We start from the raw sequence: 17,494 nt of genomic DNA on the forward strand, positions 1-17,494 counted from the left end.
CTGCGCCTCGATCAACCGCGGCGCTTGGGTAACATGCCGAGCAAGATGTCGTCTTTGTCGATGAAATGGTGTTTGAGCGCGATCAGCGCATGCCCGCCCACCAGCGCGCCGCAGAACCAGGCTGTCCACGTGTGGATGATTTTGGCGATGTCGTAGAGGTCTTTGTTCGGCTCTACCAAGGGCGGCAAGGTGAACAAGGTGGCTACCAGAATGGGCTTGTCGGCCACCGAACTCCAATACCAGCCCGACAGCGGCAGCGCCAAGAGGGCGATACCGTAGAGCAGCAGGTGCCCTACTTTTGCACCGCGTTGCATAAGCGGGCTCATGGTGCTGGGCAGGGCTGGCACGGGGTGCAGTAGACGCCACGCAATACGCACAACAATAAGAAACACCAGGGTGCTGGCGAGCGCCTTGTGCGTGAAGGTCAGGCCGTGTTGTGGGTTGAGCTCTTCACGCCAATGGGTGGCGAGAATGCCGATTACCCAGCTGCACAGCCAAATTAGCGCCATGCCCCAGTGCAGTAGTTTCGCTGTACTGGTATAGCCGACGTTGTTTCCTTTCATACCGACGTTTTCCTGGTCTATCAGGTTAGATAGCGGTCCTTTATATGGACCCGTTTTGCACATACAGGAAAGCCCGCCCCCGTGATGCAAACGGATGGCGGGCTTTTTTCTTGCTTGGTTTAGCTAGCAGCGGTAACGCCGTTGAGCTTTGCCACTTGTGTTGCCAGCGCGTCCATCAAGTCTGGGGACAAGCAGTCATAGGGTTCCAGATTCAACGCGCGCAGTTGCCCACGAATGGCCTTCATATTTGCCGGCGGCGTGCCGGTTTCGATGACGGACGACACAAAGGCCGCAAAGCCCGGCGCCGACCAGCCCTTTTGCGGCGACAGCTCGGTGTGGACGAAATCCAGACCATAGAACGCGTGGTCCTTATTCTCGATTCGGCCATACAAGTGAGCGCCGCAGTCCTTGCAGGCGTGACGCTGGATGGCAGCCTTTTCATCGACGATGGCAAGTTTGTCAGCATTAGCTGTGACGCTCACTTTGTCGCGGGGCACCACGGCGATAACGGCAAATTTGGCGCCCTTGGGTTTCCAGCACTTGCTGCAGCCACAGGCGTGGTTATGCAGCGTTTGCGCGTCGATTTTGACTTCGACCTTGTTGCTCTCGCACAGGCACTGGAGCGTGCCACCGGTGAAATGTTCTGCGCCTTGCTCGAAGCCGTTATCCAGTGTCGGATGAAGTTTTACAGTGCTCATTGCGTGTCTCCGTTACAGGGCTGTAACGCCCGCGACCCAAGGCTGCGGACGTGCGATCAATATTTGATGACGGTGCGGATCGACTTGCCTTCGTGCATCAGGTCGAACGCTTCGTTGATGCGTTCAAGCGGCATGGTGTGGGTCACAAACGGGGCCAGATCGATCTCGCCGCTCATGGCGTCTTCCACCATTTTTGGCAGTTGGGATCGGCCTTTTACACCACCGAATGCCGAGCCTTTCCAGGTGCGACCGGTGACCAATTGGAACGGACGAGTAGAGATTTCCTGGCCGGCGCCGGCCACGCCGATCACGATGGACTGACCCCAGCCACGGTGGGCGCATTCCAGAGCCGAGCGCATGACGTTGACGTTGCCGATGCATTCAAACGAGTGGTCCACACCCCAGCCGGTGGCCTCGATGATCACTTGCTGAATCGGCTGTTCGTGGTCTTTCGGGTTGATGCAATCGGTGGCACCAAACGAGCGCGCCAGGTCGAACTTGGATGGGTTGGTGTCAACGGCAATGATCCGCCCGGCTTTGGCCTGACGTGCGCCTTGGATAACGGCCAAGCCAATACCACCCAGACCGAATACCGCAACCGTGTCGCCTTCCTGAACTTTGGCTGTGTTGTGCACGGCGCCAATGCCAGTGGTTACGCCGCAACCCAGCAAGCAGACGTGCTCCGGATTGGCATCCGGGTTGATCTTGGCCACCGACACTTCAGCGACCACGGTGTATTCACTGAAAGTCGAGCAGCCCATGTAGTGGTACAGCGGCTGGCCGTTGTAAGAGAAACGGCTGGTGCCATCGGGCATTACGCCTTTGCCCTGGGTCGCACGTACGGCCACGCACAGGTTGGTTTTGCCCGACTTGCAGAACAGGCACTCGCCGCACTCGGCGGTGTACAGCGGAATAACGTGGTCGCCCGGCTTCAGGCTGGTAACGCCCTCGCCCACTTCCACCACAATGCCAGCACCTTCGTGGCCTAGCACCACGGGGAACAAGCCTTCCGGGTCGTCACCGGACAAGGTGAAGGCGTCGGTGTGGCAAACACCGGTGTCGGTGATGCGGATTAGCACTTCGCCGGCGCGCGGTGGCGCCACGTCGATCTCAACAATTTGCAGCGGTTTGCCGGCCTCGAAAGCCACAGCAGCACGAGATTTCATAAGCATTCTCCAAATGAATAAAAGGTTCGCGGCGCTTCCCAGCGCTTAACGTAGATAAGTTCGGACTAAGGACACGACGTCGTCTATGGAGGCGCGTTGCGCTTCGCTAACGTCGCCAAGACCGGTGAATTCTTCGCGGAGATGGCTCTCCAGCACACCGGCCATCAGGCCGTTCACGGCACCGCGTATGGCGGCAATCTGCTGAAGCACGGGCGCGCAGTCAGCCCCTTGTTCGAGCGCCGCTTCCAGCGCATCCAGCTGCCCTCTTACCCGGCGCACACGGCCCAGTACGCGTTTTTTCTCAGCAGGTGAATGCGGCATGGTTTGACTCCCGAAAAGTACTGGGGGGGAGTTTATTCCTGAGGGCGCGCCGTGATTAGGGCGCGAATCGGCGGGACAGTTGGGTCGTTTTGTTTGCAATCGCCGCGTTTGGGCTTCGCTCACCGCAGCGAAGCCCAACAAACCTGCGTTCCGTCCGTTTCAAAACCAGGCACAGGCTTATCGCGACGTTATTCCTGAAGCGCCCTTGGACGAAGGCTGCGTTTTTCGTCGGTTGTGTCATCAGCCTTCTGCAACTGAAAGTTGAATGACAGCTCGGCAAAGCGGCCGGCTACGCCGCGCGCGGCTGCCAGCGCCGGGTCTTCGATAAAGCTCACATCGCCAATCAACCCATCACGGGTAGCGTAGGCGAAGTCGTCCCACAGGTATTTGTCGCCGGACAAATTGATCTGCGTGGTCAGATGACGATAGCCCGGAGCCGAGATGAAATAGTGGATATGCGCCGGGCGCTGACCGTGCCGGCCTAGCAAGTTCAGGCATTCCTGGGTGGGGCCCTGCGGGTCGCAGCCGTAGCCGGACGGCACGATACTGCGCGCGCGATAACGCCCGTCGGCGTCTGTGACAATGCGTCGACGCAGGTTGTAGTCGGATTGGCTTTTGTCGAAGTACGAGTAGTTGCCCTTCGAGTCAGCCTGCCATAGATCGACGGTGGCGCCGGCAATCGGTTTGCCGTCCAGGTCCAACACCTGGCCTTGGATAAAGAACGGCGTTGCAACGCCCTCCTCGCTCCCATCGTCCATCCGCGCTTCGCCGTGCGACAGCGGCGCGCCAGCTACATAAAGCGGCCCCTCGATGGTTCGCGGCGTACCCCCCACCAAGCCAACCTCGGCGTCTTTGGCATCGTTAAGCATGTCGAGAAAATGCTCGACGCCGAGGCCTGCAATCAATAACGCTGCCTCGCTGCGGCTACCCAGGCGGTTGAGGTAGTCGATGGTGCTCCAGAACTCGTCGTCGGTGACTTCCAGGTCTTCAATAAGCTTGGCGGTGTCCTGCAACACGCGCAGCAGAATTTGCTTTACCCGCGGGCTGCCCTGGTCATTGTCATAGCCGGCGGCCTGTTCAAAAAACAGCTGAATCTCGGGTTGGTGGGAAATGCGTACGGTCATGGTCGGGTCCTTATCTTGTTGTTATGGGGCGCAGAATCGGTCAGGTTTCAGCGGTCGTCGGTGTGAATGGACGAGGGGTGACGGCAGAGGCCGTTGATCTCGATATCCATGTAGGGAAACAACGGCAGTTGCATCAACGTGTCGTGCAGCGCTTCGACGCTTTCAACGTCAAACACGCTGTAGTTGGCGTAATGGCCGGCAATACGCCACAGGTGGCGCCACGTGCCCTTTTGTTGCAGGCGCTGGGCGAGTTCTTTTTCATCTGCCTTTAGCCGGGCGGCCACTTGCGGGTCCATATCGGCCGGAATTTTCACGGTCATCTTTACGTGGAACAGCATGGTGTTATCTCCCTAATCAAACGCGGTTCAGGTACGACGGAAACGCGCCAGGCGCTCTTCATCCAGGGCCAAGCCAAGGCCAGGCGTGTTGGGTACGTGCAGCTCGAAATCGCGGTATTCAGGCGCTTGCTGCACGATTTCTTCGGTCAGCAGCAAGGGCCCGAACAACTCGGTGTGCCAGACCAACTGGGCAAGGGTGAGAAAAGCGTGAGCCGAGGCCATCGTGCCGATGGTGCCTTCCAGCATGGTGCCGCCGTACAGTGCGATGCCCGCCGCTTCAGCGATTTGCGCAGTGCGCAGCACGGCACGCGGGCCGCCGTTTTTGGCGATTTTCAGAGCAAAGATGCTGGCCGCGCCGTCGGCGGCCAGGCTGAAGGCGTCTTCCACACTTTCAATGGACTCATCCGCCATGATCGGTGCCGGGCTGCGCTGGTTGAGGCGGATCTGCCCGCCGCGATTGATCCGCGAAATAGGTTGTTCGATCAGGTCGATGCCGTTCTCGCCAAGCACCTGACAGCCGCGAATGGCCTGGGACTCGCTCCAGTACTGGTTAACGTCTACCCGTACGCTGGCTTGCGCACCCAGGGCCTTTTTGATCGCCACCACATGGCTAAGGTCTTGCTCCAGCGGGTTGGCGCCGATCTTCACTTTGAAGATGCGGTGACGACGCTGCTCAAGCATTTGCACGGCTTCGTCGATGTCCTTGCCGGTGTCGCCGCTGGCCAAGGTCCAGGCCACTTCCAACGAGTCGCGCACGCGCCCGCCAAGTAGCTCGCTTACTGCCAACCCAAGGCGTTTGCCCTGGGCGTCCAGCAGTGCGGTTTCAACCGCAGAGCGCGCAAAGGTGTTGCCCTTGATGGCCTTGTCCAGACGCTGCATCGCTGCGTTGATGTTGGTTGCATCCTGGCCAATCAGCAGCGGCGCGAAGTGATGATCCAGGTTGCTCTTGATGCTCTCAGGGCTTTCGTTGCCATAGGCCAGACCACCAATGGTGGTGGCCTCCCCCAGGCCTTCGATGTCGTCACTGCAGCGCAGGCGAAGGATCACCAGCGTCTGCTGACGCATGGTGTGCATGGCCAGTTTGTGCGGGCGAATGGTGGGCAGGTCGACGATGATCGACTCCAGGCTGACGATCCGGGCTGAATTCATTTTGGCTTCCGTTTACGCAGTAAAAACACGGCACAAGCACAGCGGCGCTTGATACCTCACGAATCTTGTTTCAGGCTGTTAAGAATCCCGCTAGCGTATTCACGGGGTCCAATATCGTTTTTATCTCGCACCATACCCAGGAGGTATCATGGAGGTTCGGCATGTTCGCTATTTTCAGGCGGTGGCAGAAACCCTGAACTTCACCCGCGCGGCCGAGCGTTTGAACATCGCTCAACCGCCGCTGAGCCGGCAGATCCAGCAGTTGGAGGAGTTTCTCGGCACCGAATTGCTTGAGCGCAGCCGCCCTCTACAGCTGACAGAAGCCGGGCGCTACTTCTATGAGCAAAGCGGCACCTTGCTGCGCCAGTTTCAGCAGCTTGGCGAGAACACCCGGCGTATTGGCGAAGGCCAGCGGCAATGGCTGGGTATCGGCTTTGCGCCCTCTACCCTGTATGCGGCGCTGCCTGAATTGATCCGCCAATTGCGTGGTGACGCCGACCTGGAGCTTGGTCTGCATGAAATGACCACTCTGCAACAGATCGAGGCGCTTAAAAGCGGCCGCATTGATATCGGCTTTGGGCGCATTCACTTCGACGACCCTGCCATTCACCAGCAGGTGCTCAGCGAAGATCGCCTCGTCGCCGTGGTGCCTGTCGGGCACCCTTTGCTGGCGCAACCGGTCACCCTAGAACGGTTGAGTCACGAGCGCTTTGTCCTTTACCCAGCCAACCCTCGGCCCAGTTACGCCGACCATGTGCTGGCGCTATTTGCCAACCACGGCATGGGCATTCAGGTGTCGCAATGGGCTAACGAATTGCAGACCGCCATTGGTCTTGTGGCCGCTGGGTTGGGCGTGACGCTGGTACCGGCTTGCGTACAGCAACAGCATCGCGCCGATATTGCTTACGCTGCTTTGGAAGACAGCGAGGCGGTGTCGCCGATTATCCTCAGCCGGCGCACCGGCGATATCAGCCCCATCGTGCACCGTTGCCTGTCGCTTATCGCGGCGATCAAGCAATGAGTCTGTTCGCCATCTCGCCCCTCTTCCAGCGCGCCGTGGTGGAACTGGTTTCTACCCAGCGGCGATTTCGGGCGTGTTTATCACCCATCGGCTCGACTCTATCCTGAGTGACACTGGGAACTCTGCGCGCTGTGAGGCGCCGCCACGCCCCAGCCAACATAAATGACAGCAGGCAGAACCATGCAACTGCGCGACTTAGATCTGAATCTTTTACTGGTTTTTAACCAACTGCTTATCGACCGCCGCGTATCGACTGCGGCCGACAATCTCGGGCTTACCCAGCCGGCCACCAGCAATGCACTCAAGCGTTTGCGCAACGCACTAAATGACGAGCTGTTCGTGCGTACCCATCAGGGTATGGAGCCAACGCCCTACGCGCTTCAGTTAGCCGATTCCGTTGCGCTGGCGATCGAAACCTTGCGTGAGGCCTTCAAACACGAAGAGCAGTTCGATCCGCTGTCGGCCAAACGCACGTTTACCCTGGCCATGACCGATATCGGCGAGCTGTATTTTATGCCGAAGTTGATGAACACCCTCGCCCGCCTGGCGCCCCATTGCCAGGTCAGTACCGTGCGCACCAGTACCGAGACGTTGGCTGAAAAGCTGCAGAGCGGCGCGGTGGACATAGCGGTAGGCCTGCTGCCCAACCTGCAAGCGGGATTCTTCCAACGGCGCCTGTTTCATCACCACTATGTGTGCCTGTGCCGGCGTAATCACCCGGCGACCAAGCGGCCTTTCACGCTGGAGGCTTTCTCGAGTTACGAACACGTGCGCGTGGTGGCTGCCAATACCGGGCATGGCGAAGCCGATGCGTTTATTCAACGCTCCGGCGCCCAGCGCAATATCCGCCTGGAAGTGCCGCATTTTGTGGCCGTGGGTCATATCCTGCAGCAGACCAACCTGATCGCCACCGTGCCTGAACGTTTTGCCTCCAGCTGCGCAAAACCCTTCGACCTTGTGCAGTTGCAACCGCCAATGCCACTGCCCGAAATTGCCATCAATCTGTTCTGGCACGCCAAGTTCAACAAGGACCCGGCCAATCGGTGGATACGCCAACTGATGTTCGATCTGTTCTCAGAATCGAGTGCTAAATCACCCCACTGAAGGGTGGTCAAAAATCTGGTCTAAATGGGCCTTCGTAGTCGCTCGAACGCTCGGGTTAGAGCATCTTCAGCATCAGAGACAGCCTCCCTCGCGACCCTACCAGTATTCACAAACGACATAGTCAACATGGGCTTTGCGGTATTTACGCGGCTTGCGAACGGGCCAGATATTGCCGGCACTTTAAAAAAATAAAACCATGAGTACCTTGCTATGCACCTGTCTTCTTCTGCTTTGCGAATTGGCATTGTCGGTGGCGGTATCGCCGGCGTTGCACTGGCTCTGGACCTTTGCCGTCATGCCCACCTCAAGGTCCAGCTTTTCGAAGCTGCACCAGCTTTCGGTGAAGTGGGCGCCGGTGTTTCTTTCGGCGCCAACGCGGTTCAAGCCATCAGCGGCCTGGGTATCGGTGAACCGTATCAGCGGGTAGCCGACCGCACGCCAGAGCCCTGGCAAGACATCTGGTTTGAGTGGCGCAAAGGTGAAGACGCCAGCTACCTCGGCGCGAGCGTCGCCCAAGGCGTTGGCCAATCTTCGGTACACCGTGCCGACTTCCTCGACGTACTGGCCAATCAGTTGCCCGAAGGCATTGCCCAGTTCGGCAAACGGGCCGTTCGCGTCGAGCAGAGCGGCGACCAGGCCGAGGTGTTCTTTGCCGACGGCAGCCATTACCAATGCGACATTCTGATTGCCGCCGACGGCATCAAATCCTCCATTCGCGACCACGTGCTACAGGGCCTAGGTCAGCCATTGGCAGCGCCGCGTTTCAGCGGCACCCTCGCTTATCGCGGCATGATCGACAGCCAGCAATTGCGTGCCGCCTATCGTGAGCGCGGCCTGGATGAGCACTTGGTCAACGTGCCGCAGATGTACCTGGGCCTCGACGCCCACATTCTCACCTTCCCGGTCAAACAGGGTCGTTTGATCAACGTTGTTGCCTTCGTTTCCGATCGCAGTCACGGCACACCTGTCTGGCCGAGCGATGCACCCTGGGTGCGCAATACCTCCCAGGCAGAAATGCTCGACGCGTTTGCCCACTGGGGGGATGCCGCGAAGGTACTGCTGGAATCCATCCCCAACCCGACCCTGTGGGCGCTGCACGACCTGGAAGAGCTTCCCGGTTACGTGCATGGCCATGTTGCCCTCATTGGCGATGCCGCTCACGCCATGTTGCCGCACCAGGGCGCTGGCGCCGGCCAGGGTCTTGAAGATGCCTGGTTGCTCGCACGCCTGCTCAGCGACCCTCAAGTGCTCAGCGCTTCGCCTGCCGCCGTGCTTAACGCCTATGACGCCATCCGCCGCCCCCGCGCCTGCCGCGTGCAACGCACCTCCTGGGAAGCCGGGGAACTCTACGAACTGCGTGACCCCATGGTCGCTGACAACGAACCGCTGCTGGGGCAAACCCTGGCCTCGCGCTTCGACTGGCTGTGGAACCACGACCTGCACGCCGACCTGAAGACTGCCCGCTCGCAATTGGGCTGGTAACTGCCCAGCCCGTTTGATTCGCACTGCTACAGCAGGGCTGCCGTGTCCCTGCCTTTTAACCACTACAGACAAAAACAAAAGGTGCTTTTGCCATGACCATTCGTATTACCCAACAACCTGAAATCCAGCAGTTCTTCCGCGAGGCCGCTGGTCTGGAAAACGCCGGCGGCTCAGAACGCAGCAAAGCCATCATGCTGCGCATCCTGCAGGAAACCGCCCGAATCATCGAAGACCTGGAGATTACTGACGATGAATTCTGGGCCGGCGTCAGCTACCTGAATCGCCTGGGCGCCAGTAACGAAGCCGGCCTGTTGGTCGCCGGTCTTGGCATCGAACATTTTATTGATCTGCTGGCCGATGCCCGTGACGAGGCCGCCGGTATTTCCGGTGGCACACCCCGCACCATCGAAGGCCCGCTGTACGTGGCTGGCGCCCCGCTCTCCCAAGGCGAAGCGCGGCTGGACGATGGCAGTGAAGACGGCGTGGCCACGGTGATGTTTTTAGATGGCCGCGTCGTCGATCTGCACGGCAAACCCATTGCCGGCGCCATTGTCGACCTCTGGCAAGCCGATACCAAGGGCAACTACTCGTACTTCGACAAGAGCCAATCGGACTACAACCTGCGTCGGCGCATTGTCACTGATGCCGACGGCCGCTACCGCGCACGCAGCATCGTGCCGTCCGGCTACGGCTGTGATCCGGCTGGCCCCACCCAGGCGTGCCTGAACCAACTCGGTCGCCATGGCCAGCGCCCTGCGCATGTGCACTTCTTTATTTCCGCCCCGGGCTTTGAGCACCTCACCACGCAGATCAACCTCTCCAACGATGATCACTTGTGGGACGACTTTGCCTACGCCACCCGCGACGGTCTGATCGGTGAAGTGCGCTTTGTCGATGACAGCACGCAGAGCGCCAAGCGCAATGTCGACGGTCGTTTCGCCGAAATGACCTTCGACTTCCAACTGCGCCCTGCCCTCAGCGAGCAAGCCACACAGCGCAGCCAGCGCCCCCGCGCGCTGCAGGCATAACGCCGCCCCCTATCACCGTCAAGAGTCCATTACCTGAGGAATAACAATGTCCCAGCCCAATGCTCAACCGCTGCAGATCAAAGTCGCTGTTCTCCGTGAAGCCGGCGCCCCGCTGCAGATTGAAAACGCCACCTTAGGCGCTCCTGCTCCCAACGAAGTTCGTGTGCGTGTGGTGGCCACCGGTGTGTGTCACACCGATATGGTGGTGCGTGATCAGCTCTTCCCCACGCCGTTGCCGATCATCCTCGGCCACGAGGGCTCCGGCGTAATCGAAGCCGTCGGCTCGGCGGTTACCACCGTGGCACCGGGCGACCACGTGGTGATGACCTATATGTCTTGCGGGCTGTGCCTGCCCTGCGAAACCGGTCACCCCGCGCACTGCTCGCATATGCACCCGCTGAACTTCGGAGGCGGTCGTATCGACGGCAGTACCTCCAGTTGCAGCTGTGGCGACGAACACCCGATTCACGATCACTTCTTCGGGCAGTCATCGTTTTCCACGTACGCCATGGCCAACGAGCGCAATGTGGTCAAGGTGTCGAAAGAGGCACCGTTGGAGTTGCTTGGCCCATTGGGTTGCGGCATCCAAACCGGTGCCGGCTCGGTGCTCAATGCGCTCAACGTTGAAGCGGGTTCGAGCTTCGTCGCCTTCGGTGCTGGCGCCGTTGGCCTGGCTGCGGTGATGGCGGCCAGGGTCGCAGGCGCCACTACGATTATCGCCGTGGACGTCACTCCCAGCCGCCTGGAACTGGCGCTCAAACTGGGCGCCACCCATGTCATCAACAGCCGCGAAGAAGATCCGGTGCAGCGCGTTCACGCCATTACCGGCGGCGGCGCCAACTACAGCCTCGAATGCTCCGGGCGTGCCGAAGTGCTGCGTCAGGCAATCGACTCCATCACCATCCTCGGCACCTGCGGCATCGTCGGCGCGACCAAGATGGGCACCGAAGTGTCGTTCAACATCAACGACGTGATGATTCCGGGCAAACGGATCATGGGCATCGTTCAGGGCGATGTCGTGGCCAACGCGTTTATTCCCAAGCTGGTCGACCTCTACCTGCAGGGTCGTTTCCCCTTCGACAAGCTCTGCCACTTCTATCAGTTCGACGAAATCAATCAGGCCATGGCCGACAGCGAAAGCGGCATCACCATCAAGCCGATCCTGCGTATGCCTGCGACTCAAGCCTGAACACCTGTTTTCCACACGAGGAACCTTTGATGACCGTTCAAATCACCATCGACAATCGCAAGCGTGATGCTTCCGACGGCAAGACCTTTCAACGCATTGACCCGGTCAGCGGCAAGGCCGTGAGCGTAGGCGCGGCGTGCACCGTCGAAGATGCCCTGCAAGCCGCTGAGTCCTCGGCACAGGCATTTCGTACCTGGTCGCTGACCGGCCCGACCGAGCGACGCCGTATTCTGCTGGCCGCCGCCGACGTGCTGGAGTCGAAAATGGCCGAGTTCTGCCGCGTGATGGCCGAAGAAATCGGTGCCTCGCAGCTGTGGGCGCAATTCAACGTCGGCGCCTCTGCTGGTCTGCTGCGTGAGGCCGCGGCCATGACCACGCAAATCAAAGGTGAAACCATTCCGACCGACAAGCCGGGCGCGCTTTCGATGACCTTGCGCCAACCGGTCGGCACTGTATTGAGCATCGTGCCGTGGAACGGCCCAGTGATTCTTGGCGCCCGTGCGATTGCCTACCCGTTGGCCTGCGGCAATACCGTGATTTTCAAAGGCTCGGAAAACAGCCCACGGACGCATGCGTTGTTGGCCGAAGCCTTCTATGAAGCCGGTCTGCCGCCTGGTGTGTTGAACTTCCTGATCAGCGCGCCGGCCGACGCCGCTGCCGTGACCGAAGCGCTGGTCGCCCATGACAGCGTGCGCCGGGTCAACTTCACCGGCTCCACCAAGGTCGGCCGCATGATTGCCCAGACCTGTGCCAGCCACCTCAAACGCTGCCTGCTGGAACTGGGCGGCAAAGCGCCCTTTATCGTGCTGGACGATGCCGATATCGATGGCGCGGTGAATGCTGCCGTGTTCGGCGCGTTTCTGTACCAGGGGCAAATCTGCATGTCGACCGAGCGTTTTGTCGTCGATGAGCGCGTGGCAGATGACTTCGTCGCCCGTTTTGCCAAGCGTGTGGCAGCGCTGGAAACCAACCTGCCGAGCGAATCGCCAGCCTGCGTGATCGGCCCGATGATCGCTCAAGGTTCGGTGCAGCGGATCAATCAACTGCTCGACGATGCCATGGGTAAAGGCGCCAAGGTTGTGGCTGGCGGGTTGGCCGAAAGCGCCTTGATGAAACCCACCCTGGTCGACGGCGTAACCCGCAGCATGGCCATTTACGACGAAGAAACCTTTGGCCCGGTAACCACCATCGTGCGCGTGAAAGATGCCGAAGAAGCACTGGCGGTGGCCAATGACACAGCCTATGGCCTGTCGTCGTCGATCTTCAGCGCCGACGTTACCAAGGCGCTGCAACTGGCTGCGCGCCTGGACGCCGGCTGCGTGCATATCAACGGCGCGACCGTGCAAAACGAGCCCCAGGCGCCCTACGGCGGCATGAAGAAAAGTGGCTACGGCCGCTTTGACGGCAGTGCCGTGATCGAGGAGTTCACCGAGGTCAAGTGGGTCACGGTGGAGCCTTCCAACCAGCCTTACCCGTTCTAAAGCAGCAGGCCCGGCCGGTGTTCTGCCGACCGGGCCCGCAACTGGTTGCTCCCGTGCGCCGGTTAAGCGCCGGCGATTTACAACGTCACCAACTACAACAACAACGTGGTGCCTATGAACATTCGTCCTTCTGTAATGCGTGCTCCGTATTCCCCCCTATCTCGCCTGCTCGCGGGCTCCGTTGCCATTCTCGCGTTGCCTGTTGCTCAGGCCACCGAAGGCGGCGGCTCTTCGTACCCCATGGGTGCAGAAAACTACATGACCGGCGCCATGCCACCGCCCGGCTTCTATGCCCAGGTATTTGCCGAGCGCTATAGCGCCGACAACCTGCGGGATAACAGCGGCCATGATGCCGTTGAGCACTTTGACCTGGACGCTGCCGTGGTAGCGCCGAGGTTGATCTGGGTGACCGAGCAAAAGGTGTTGGACGGCAACCTGGCGTTTCACCTTAACGTGCCGCTTGTGGATTTAAAGGTTGAAGTAAACGACCAGCATCAGCGCCGCAAAGGCATGGGCGACGTCATTTTCGGCCCGGCACTGGGCTACCACTACAGCGACAAGCTCCATGCCATCTACGCCCTGGATATTTTCGCCCCCACCGGCCGTTATGACCGCGATGACCTTGCCAATATCGGCCGCAATTACTGGGCGGTGGAGCCCATTGTGGCGCTGTCCTATGTCGACCCGGACGGCCTCAACCTGGATGTGAAGTTGATGTACGACTTCAATGCCCGCAACCCGGACACCGACTACCGCTCAGGCCAGGAAGCCCACGCGGACTACTCCGCTGGCTGGGGCTTCGGTAATGGCTGGGTGGTTGGTGTTGGCGGCTACATCTACCGCCAGGTCACCGACGACAACCAGAACGGCGATACCGTGGACGACAACAAAGGCCGCGCATTCGCCATCGGCCCGTCCATCAAGTACAGCGACAACAGCGGTTGGTTTGTCACCGCCAAGTGGCAGCAGGAACAGGCCGTACGCAATCGTGCTGAAGGTGATGCCTACTGGTTGAAGCTGACGGTTCCGCTTTAACGCCTCGTGGGTGCAGGGCCCAGCAACGGGCCCGACGTTCCCGGGTCGATTGACGACAAAATAGCTACATACCGGCGATTTACAGCGTGTTTATCGCCTTCAGGATCTCTCCTATTCTTCCGTCACTGCCCAGCCGCGTCACGCGGCAGAGCACGCGCTACCCACTTGAATAGAGGATTACCCCATGCCTGTTGTACGAGTTAGCTGGTTCGAAGGGAAAGACCACGCCGCGAAAGAAGCCGTCGCTGCTGAAATCACCCAAAGCATCGTGAAAAACACCGGTACCGACGCCAACTACATCTACGTCATTTTCGAAGACGTAGCGCCATCGGATTGGGCCGGTGCCGGCAAGCTGTACGGCGAAGACCCGAAGAAGACCTAAGCGTTAATCGCCAGTGGGCTGTCGGAAGCGTTATTTCTTCTTGGCAGCCCGGGCTTTGTTCTTCTGTGTTGGATATCCCGACTCCCAGTCGACGTGTTCAAACTGTTCGACCAGAAAATTGATAAACGCCCGCACCTTCGATGCCAGGTGTTTACGGGTTGGATACACCGCGTATATCCCCAGCTCCACCGAGCGGTACGCCGGTAGCAACTCCACCAGATCGCCCCGCCGAATATCCTCGCTGACCATAAAACTGGGCTGCAGCAAGATGCCGCATGCGTTAAGTGCAATAGACCGGCACGTGTCGCCGTTATTGCAGCGTATGACCGAGCGTGTGGTGACTTTATGCTCGCCGTCAGGCCCGGTAAAACTCCATTCGTTGCCGCTGGAGAAGTTGCTGTAAGCAATAACGCGGTGCTCGGTGAGGTCCTGCGGCACGGTCACTGGCGGGTGGCTGCTGATGTAGTTCGGGGACGCGCACAAGCGCATCTGCGTGCTGGCAAAGCGGCGCCCCACCAGCGACGAACTTTCCATTCGCGCAATCCGCACCGCCACGTCATAGCCCTCCTCCACCAAGTCGACCTGACGGTCGTTCAGACTGATCTCCAGCTCAATTTTCGGGTTCTGATTGAGAAAAGCCGTCCACAGTGGCGCCAGGTGCAACACGCCAAAACTCACCGGCGCGTTCACCCGCAGTACCCCGGAAGGTTCGTGATTGCCAGACGAAACCGCGTTTTCCGCCTCGCCCATCAAGGCCAGCACTTCCCGCGCCTGCTGGTAGAACACCCGTCCCTCTTCCGTCAACGACAGACGCCGCGTGGTGCGCTGCAACAGGCGCACACCCAAGCGTTCCTCAAGAGCGTTTACGTGCCTGGAAACGGCGGCCTTGGACATTTCCAGCGCATCGACTGCGCCGATAAAACTGCCCTTGTCGACCACTGCGCAAAACACCTGCATTTCCAACGCGCGATCCATAATTGCCTCATTTATCGGAACTATAAGTCACATTAAAGCAGCTTTATCTCGCTAATCGAATCTTTAAACTGGGCCCCATCAAACACACATCACGAGGCACAAGACATGAACATTACCCTTATCGGTACCGGCAACATGGGCTCGGCTTTCGCTCAACAGTTGTCTAACGCAGGCCACCAAGTACGTATCACTGGCCGTGACCTGGACAAGGCGCGCGCTGTGGCCGCGCAACATCAAAACGTCGAAGCATTCGCCGCTGACCAGGCACTGGGCCAGAACGAAGTCGTGATTGTCGCTACTGCATACCAGGACGCTGTAACCGCTCTGCAGAGCCTGGGCAACCTGGCAGGCAAAGTGGTGATCGACATCACCAACCCGCTGACCGCCGATTACATGGGCCTGACCATCGGCCACAGCACCAGTGCTGCCGAAGAAATCGCCAAGGCATTGCCCGGCGTAGAGCTGGTGAAAGGCTTCAACACCCTGTTTGCCCAGGTATTGGCCAGCGGCCCAACCTTCGCCAACGACCAGCAAGGCAGCGTATTTCTGGCCAGCGATAGCGCACGGGCCAAACAAACCGCCGTATCGCTCGCCCAAAGCCTGGGCTGGAAAACCGTGGATGCTGGCGGCCTTGTGAACGCGCGTTATCTGGAAGCGGTGGCCGGTTTCAACATCTACCTCGGCTACGGCGCTGGCCTGGGCACGCAGATCGCGCCGGCCTGGCTGGCTCGTTAATCCCCCTTCAACAGCAGCTGGCGCCATGACTAATACGTTGTGGCGCTGGCCCCTACTCCCCACAAAAATAGGAAGTTCGCCATGACCAACCCTTCTCGTACCGTTCCTTACGCTGCACTGATTCTGCGTTTGATCCTGGGCGTTATGTTTCTCGCCCATGGCCTGACCAAGCTGCTGGTATTTACCCCGGCAGGCACTGCTGGCTTTTTTGAGTCCATCGGCTTTCCAGGCTTTCTTGCCTACCCGGTCATTGCATTCGAAGTGGTTGGGGGTCTGTTTCTGATCCTCGGTGTCTTCGCCCGCTGGGTAGCCGCGATTGCCACCGTGCAATTGTTTGTCGCCGCCACCGTGCACTTCGGTAATGGTTGGAGCTTCACCAACCCAAATGGTGGCTGGGAATACCCTGTGTTTCTGTCGCTGACCGCACTCGCCTTGGCTTTGCTGGATGACGGCGCGTTTGCCCTGAAGCGTTCGTTCCGTAACTAAGCGCTCGCTAGCTGGCCGTTGCCGGGTTTTCACCAAACTCGGCAAGGGCAAAATCCAGAAAGCTTTTCAGCTTCGGCGTCATGCGCCGGTCCGGCGCATACAGCACATGGAACGGTCGAGTGGGCACAGGATAGTCGTCCAATAGCGTCACCAACTCACCCGCCTGCAACGCCTCTCGGACCAGCTCCAGTGGTTGCAACAACAACCCCAGCCCAGCCAACGCCGCACACAACAGTGGTTCGCCGTGATCGACCATCAACCGGCTGGTGACCGGCACCACAATGCGCCCGTCGGGGCCTGTAAAGGTCCACTGTGTGCGCAGCTCCGTGTGAGCAAACCCCAGGCAATCATGGTCTTTCAGATCCCAAGGTGTCTTCGGCGCCGGCTTTCTCTGCAGATAGACAGGAGCCGCGCACAGCACCAGTTTGTAAGGCGCCAGAGCCCGGGCGATCAGCCCGCTGTCCGCCAACTGGCCAACCCGAAAGATAACGTCGTAGCCTTCATCAATCAGGTCCACCGAACGGTTGGACAAATTCAGCTCAACTTCCACTTCAGGGAATTGCTGCATAAACCTTGGCAATACCGGCGCCAGACTGTTCATGCCAAAGCTCACCGGCGCATTAATTCGCAAACGCCCGCTGGGCAGCGCCTGTTCATGGGCAGCCAGGTTTTCTGCCAATTCAACTTCGGTAACGATGTGTTTGGCCCGCTCGTAAAACGAGCGGCCAAAATCGGTGAGGCTTTGCCGCCGCGTTGTGCGGTTAAGCAGCCGGACACCCAAGCGTTGCTCCAGGGCATGCACATGTTTGCCCACCAACTGTGACGACATTTTCATCGTCTCGGCTGCGGCGCTGAACGACCCCAGATCCACTGCTTTTACAAACGCCTGCAAGCTGGTCAGTCGATCCATTGGAAACGCTCTATTTGGAATGTCGGCGCATTTTGACGATTTATCATTTTGGCTTTCAAGTCTTAAATGGCTGCCCTGCCCTATTTGCCGAACAGACTGATAACACGCATGAAGACCAAGACAATCAAGACCTTGCTGCTGGCTGCCTCACTGAGCGCCGTCAGCCCCTTCACGCTCGCCGCCTCTGCACTTTCTGTGATCGGCCACGACGGGGAGCCCGCAGAATTCGGAAAAAATCGTACGCTAAGGTTTTCCGGGCAACCGTAGCGGCCTGAACTTCCCGTCCTCCAGCCTGCGGCTCTGCCGC

At 59.3% G+C, this 17,494-nt stretch carries 20 protein-coding genes; 10 read left to right on the forward strand and 10 right to left on the reverse strand.

The genetic code is table 11. From position 1 onward, the window contains the following. Positions 1 to 11 precede the first annotated feature (11 nt). The 7 genes from PKE98_RS21760 to PKE98_RS21790 form a co-directional block, all read right to left on the reverse strand. Positions 12 to 563, reverse strand: coding sequence for a cytochrome b (locus PKE98_RS21760; protein WP_271197493.1), 552 nt, complete (start codon positions 561 to 563; stop codon positions 12 to 14). A 119-nt stretch (positions 564 to 682) separates the two neighbouring features. Then, complete coding sequence (gene gfa / locus PKE98_RS21765; protein WP_271197494.1) at positions 683 to 1,261, reverse strand: S-(hydroxymethyl)glutathione synthase; 579 nt, start codon at positions 1,259 to 1,261, stop codon at positions 683 to 685. A 56-nt stretch (positions 1,262 to 1,317) separates the two neighbouring features. Next, positions 1,318 to 2,427, reverse strand: coding sequence for an S-(hydroxymethyl)glutathione dehydrogenase/class III alcohol dehydrogenase (locus PKE98_RS21770; protein ID WP_271197495.1), 1,110 nt, complete (start codon positions 2,425 to 2,427; stop codon positions 1,318 to 1,320). Positions 2,428 to 2,472: 45 nt separating this feature from the next. Then, positions 2,473 to 2,748: a formaldehyde-responsive transcriptional repressor FrmR gene (frmR, locus tag PKE98_RS21775; RefSeq protein WP_108094829.1), complete on the reverse strand. Its 276-nt coding sequence runs from the start codon at positions 2,746 to 2,748 to the stop codon at positions 2,473 to 2,475. A gap of 188 nt (positions 2,749 to 2,936) precedes the next feature. Further along, a complete protein-coding gene (catA, locus tag PKE98_RS21780; protein WP_271197496.1) occupies positions 2,937 to 3,872 on the reverse strand; it encodes a catechol 1,2-dioxygenase in 936 nt (311 codons plus the stop codon). A 47-nt stretch (positions 3,873 to 3,919) separates the two neighbouring features. Further along, positions 3,920 to 4,210: a muconolactone Delta-isomerase gene (gene catC / locus PKE98_RS21785; protein ID WP_271197498.1), complete on the reverse strand. Its 291-nt coding sequence runs from the start codon at positions 4,208 to 4,210 to the stop codon at positions 3,920 to 3,922. Between the two features lie 27 nt (positions 4,211 to 4,237). After that, positions 4,238 to 5,359, reverse strand: coding sequence for a muconate cycloisomerase family protein (locus tag PKE98_RS21790; protein WP_271197499.1), 1,122 nt, complete (start codon positions 5,357 to 5,359; stop codon positions 4,238 to 4,240). A gap of 148 nt (positions 5,360 to 5,507) precedes the next feature. Between PKE98_RS21790 and PKE98_RS21795 the strand changes: the two genes are divergently transcribed. From PKE98_RS21795 to PKE98_RS21830, 8 genes are all read left to right on the forward strand, one after another. Continuing rightward, positions 5,508 to 6,380 (forward strand): LysR family transcriptional regulator, encoded by an 873-nt coding sequence (locus tag PKE98_RS21795; protein WP_271197500.1) that lies wholly within the window; start codon positions 5,508 to 5,510, stop codon positions 6,378 to 6,380. A gap of 180 nt (positions 6,381 to 6,560) precedes the next feature. Then, positions 6,561 to 7,484: a LysR family transcriptional regulator gene (locus PKE98_RS21800; RefSeq protein ID WP_271197501.1), complete on the forward strand. Its 924-nt coding sequence runs from the start codon at positions 6,561 to 6,563 to the stop codon at positions 7,482 to 7,484. Positions 7,485 to 7,694: 210 nt separating this feature from the next. Further along, positions 7,695 to 8,966: a salicylate 1-monooxygenase gene (gene salA / locus PKE98_RS21805; protein WP_271197503.1), complete on the forward strand. Its 1,272-nt coding sequence runs from the start codon at positions 7,695 to 7,697 to the stop codon at positions 8,964 to 8,966. A gap of 92 nt (positions 8,967 to 9,058) precedes the next feature. Continuing rightward, entirely contained in the window at positions 9,059 to 9,994 is a 936-nt protein-coding gene (gene catA, locus PKE98_RS21810) for a catechol 1,2-dioxygenase (protein WP_271197504.1), read from the forward strand. A gap of 46 nt (positions 9,995 to 10,040) precedes the next feature. Then, positions 10,041 to 11,183, forward strand: coding sequence for an NAD(P)-dependent alcohol dehydrogenase (locus tag PKE98_RS21815; RefSeq protein WP_271197505.1), 1,143 nt, complete (start codon positions 10,041 to 10,043; stop codon positions 11,181 to 11,183). A gap of 29 nt (positions 11,184 to 11,212) precedes the next feature. Continuing rightward, the gene (locus PKE98_RS21820; protein ID WP_271197506.1) at positions 11,213 to 12,664 is read left to right on the forward strand and encodes an aldehyde dehydrogenase; all 1,452 of its coding nucleotides are present in this window, start codon (positions 11,213 to 11,215) and stop codon (positions 12,662 to 12,664) included. Positions 12,665 to 12,799: 135 nt separating this feature from the next. Next, a complete protein-coding gene (locus tag PKE98_RS21825) occupies positions 12,800 to 13,699 on the forward strand; it encodes a SphA family protein (RefSeq protein WP_373877898.1) in 900 nt (299 codons plus the stop codon). Positions 13,700 to 13,883: 184 nt separating this feature from the next. Then, a complete protein-coding gene (locus PKE98_RS21830) occupies positions 13,884 to 14,081 on the forward strand; it encodes a tautomerase family protein (RefSeq protein ID WP_271197508.1) in 198 nt (65 codons plus the stop codon). A gap of 30 nt (positions 14,082 to 14,111) precedes the next feature. On the opposite strand, the gene PKE98_RS21835 is transcribed toward PKE98_RS21830, so the two are convergent. Then, the gene (locus PKE98_RS21835; protein ID WP_271197509.1) at positions 14,112 to 15,056 is read right to left on the reverse strand and encodes a LysR family transcriptional regulator; all 945 of its coding nucleotides are present in this window, start codon (positions 15,054 to 15,056) and stop codon (positions 14,112 to 14,114) included. A gap of 54 nt (positions 15,057 to 15,110) precedes the next feature. Between PKE98_RS21835 and PKE98_RS21840 the strand changes: the two genes are divergently transcribed. After that, positions 15,111 to 15,791, forward strand: coding sequence for an NADPH-dependent F420 reductase (locus tag PKE98_RS21840; protein ID WP_373877899.1), 681 nt, complete (start codon positions 15,111 to 15,113; stop codon positions 15,789 to 15,791). Between the two features lie 81 nt (positions 15,792 to 15,872). After that, on the forward strand, positions 15,873 to 16,277 hold the full coding sequence (locus PKE98_RS21845) for a DoxX family protein (RefSeq protein WP_271197511.1): 405 nt from the start codon (positions 15,873 to 15,875) through the stop codon (positions 16,275 to 16,277). 7 nt (positions 16,278 to 16,284) lie between these two features. Here PKE98_RS21845 and PKE98_RS21850 read toward each other — a convergent pair whose 3' ends face one another. Both PKE98_RS21850 and PKE98_RS21855 read right to left on the reverse strand, forming a co-directional pair. Then, a complete protein-coding gene (locus tag PKE98_RS21850; RefSeq protein WP_271197512.1) occupies positions 16,285 to 17,187 on the reverse strand; it encodes a LysR substrate-binding domain-containing protein in 903 nt (300 codons plus the stop codon). An 80-nt stretch (positions 17,188 to 17,267) separates the two neighbouring features. After that, a partial coding sequence (locus tag PKE98_RS21855; RefSeq protein WP_271197513.1) for a hypothetical protein occupies positions 17,268 to 17,494 on the reverse strand: 227 nt, incomplete at its 5' end.

The organism is Pseudomonas turukhanskensis (genome assembly GCF_027922365.1).
GTDB classification, from domain to species: domain Bacteria; phylum Pseudomonadota; class Gammaproteobacteria; order Pseudomonadales; family Pseudomonadaceae; genus Aquipseudomonas; species Aquipseudomonas turukhanskensis.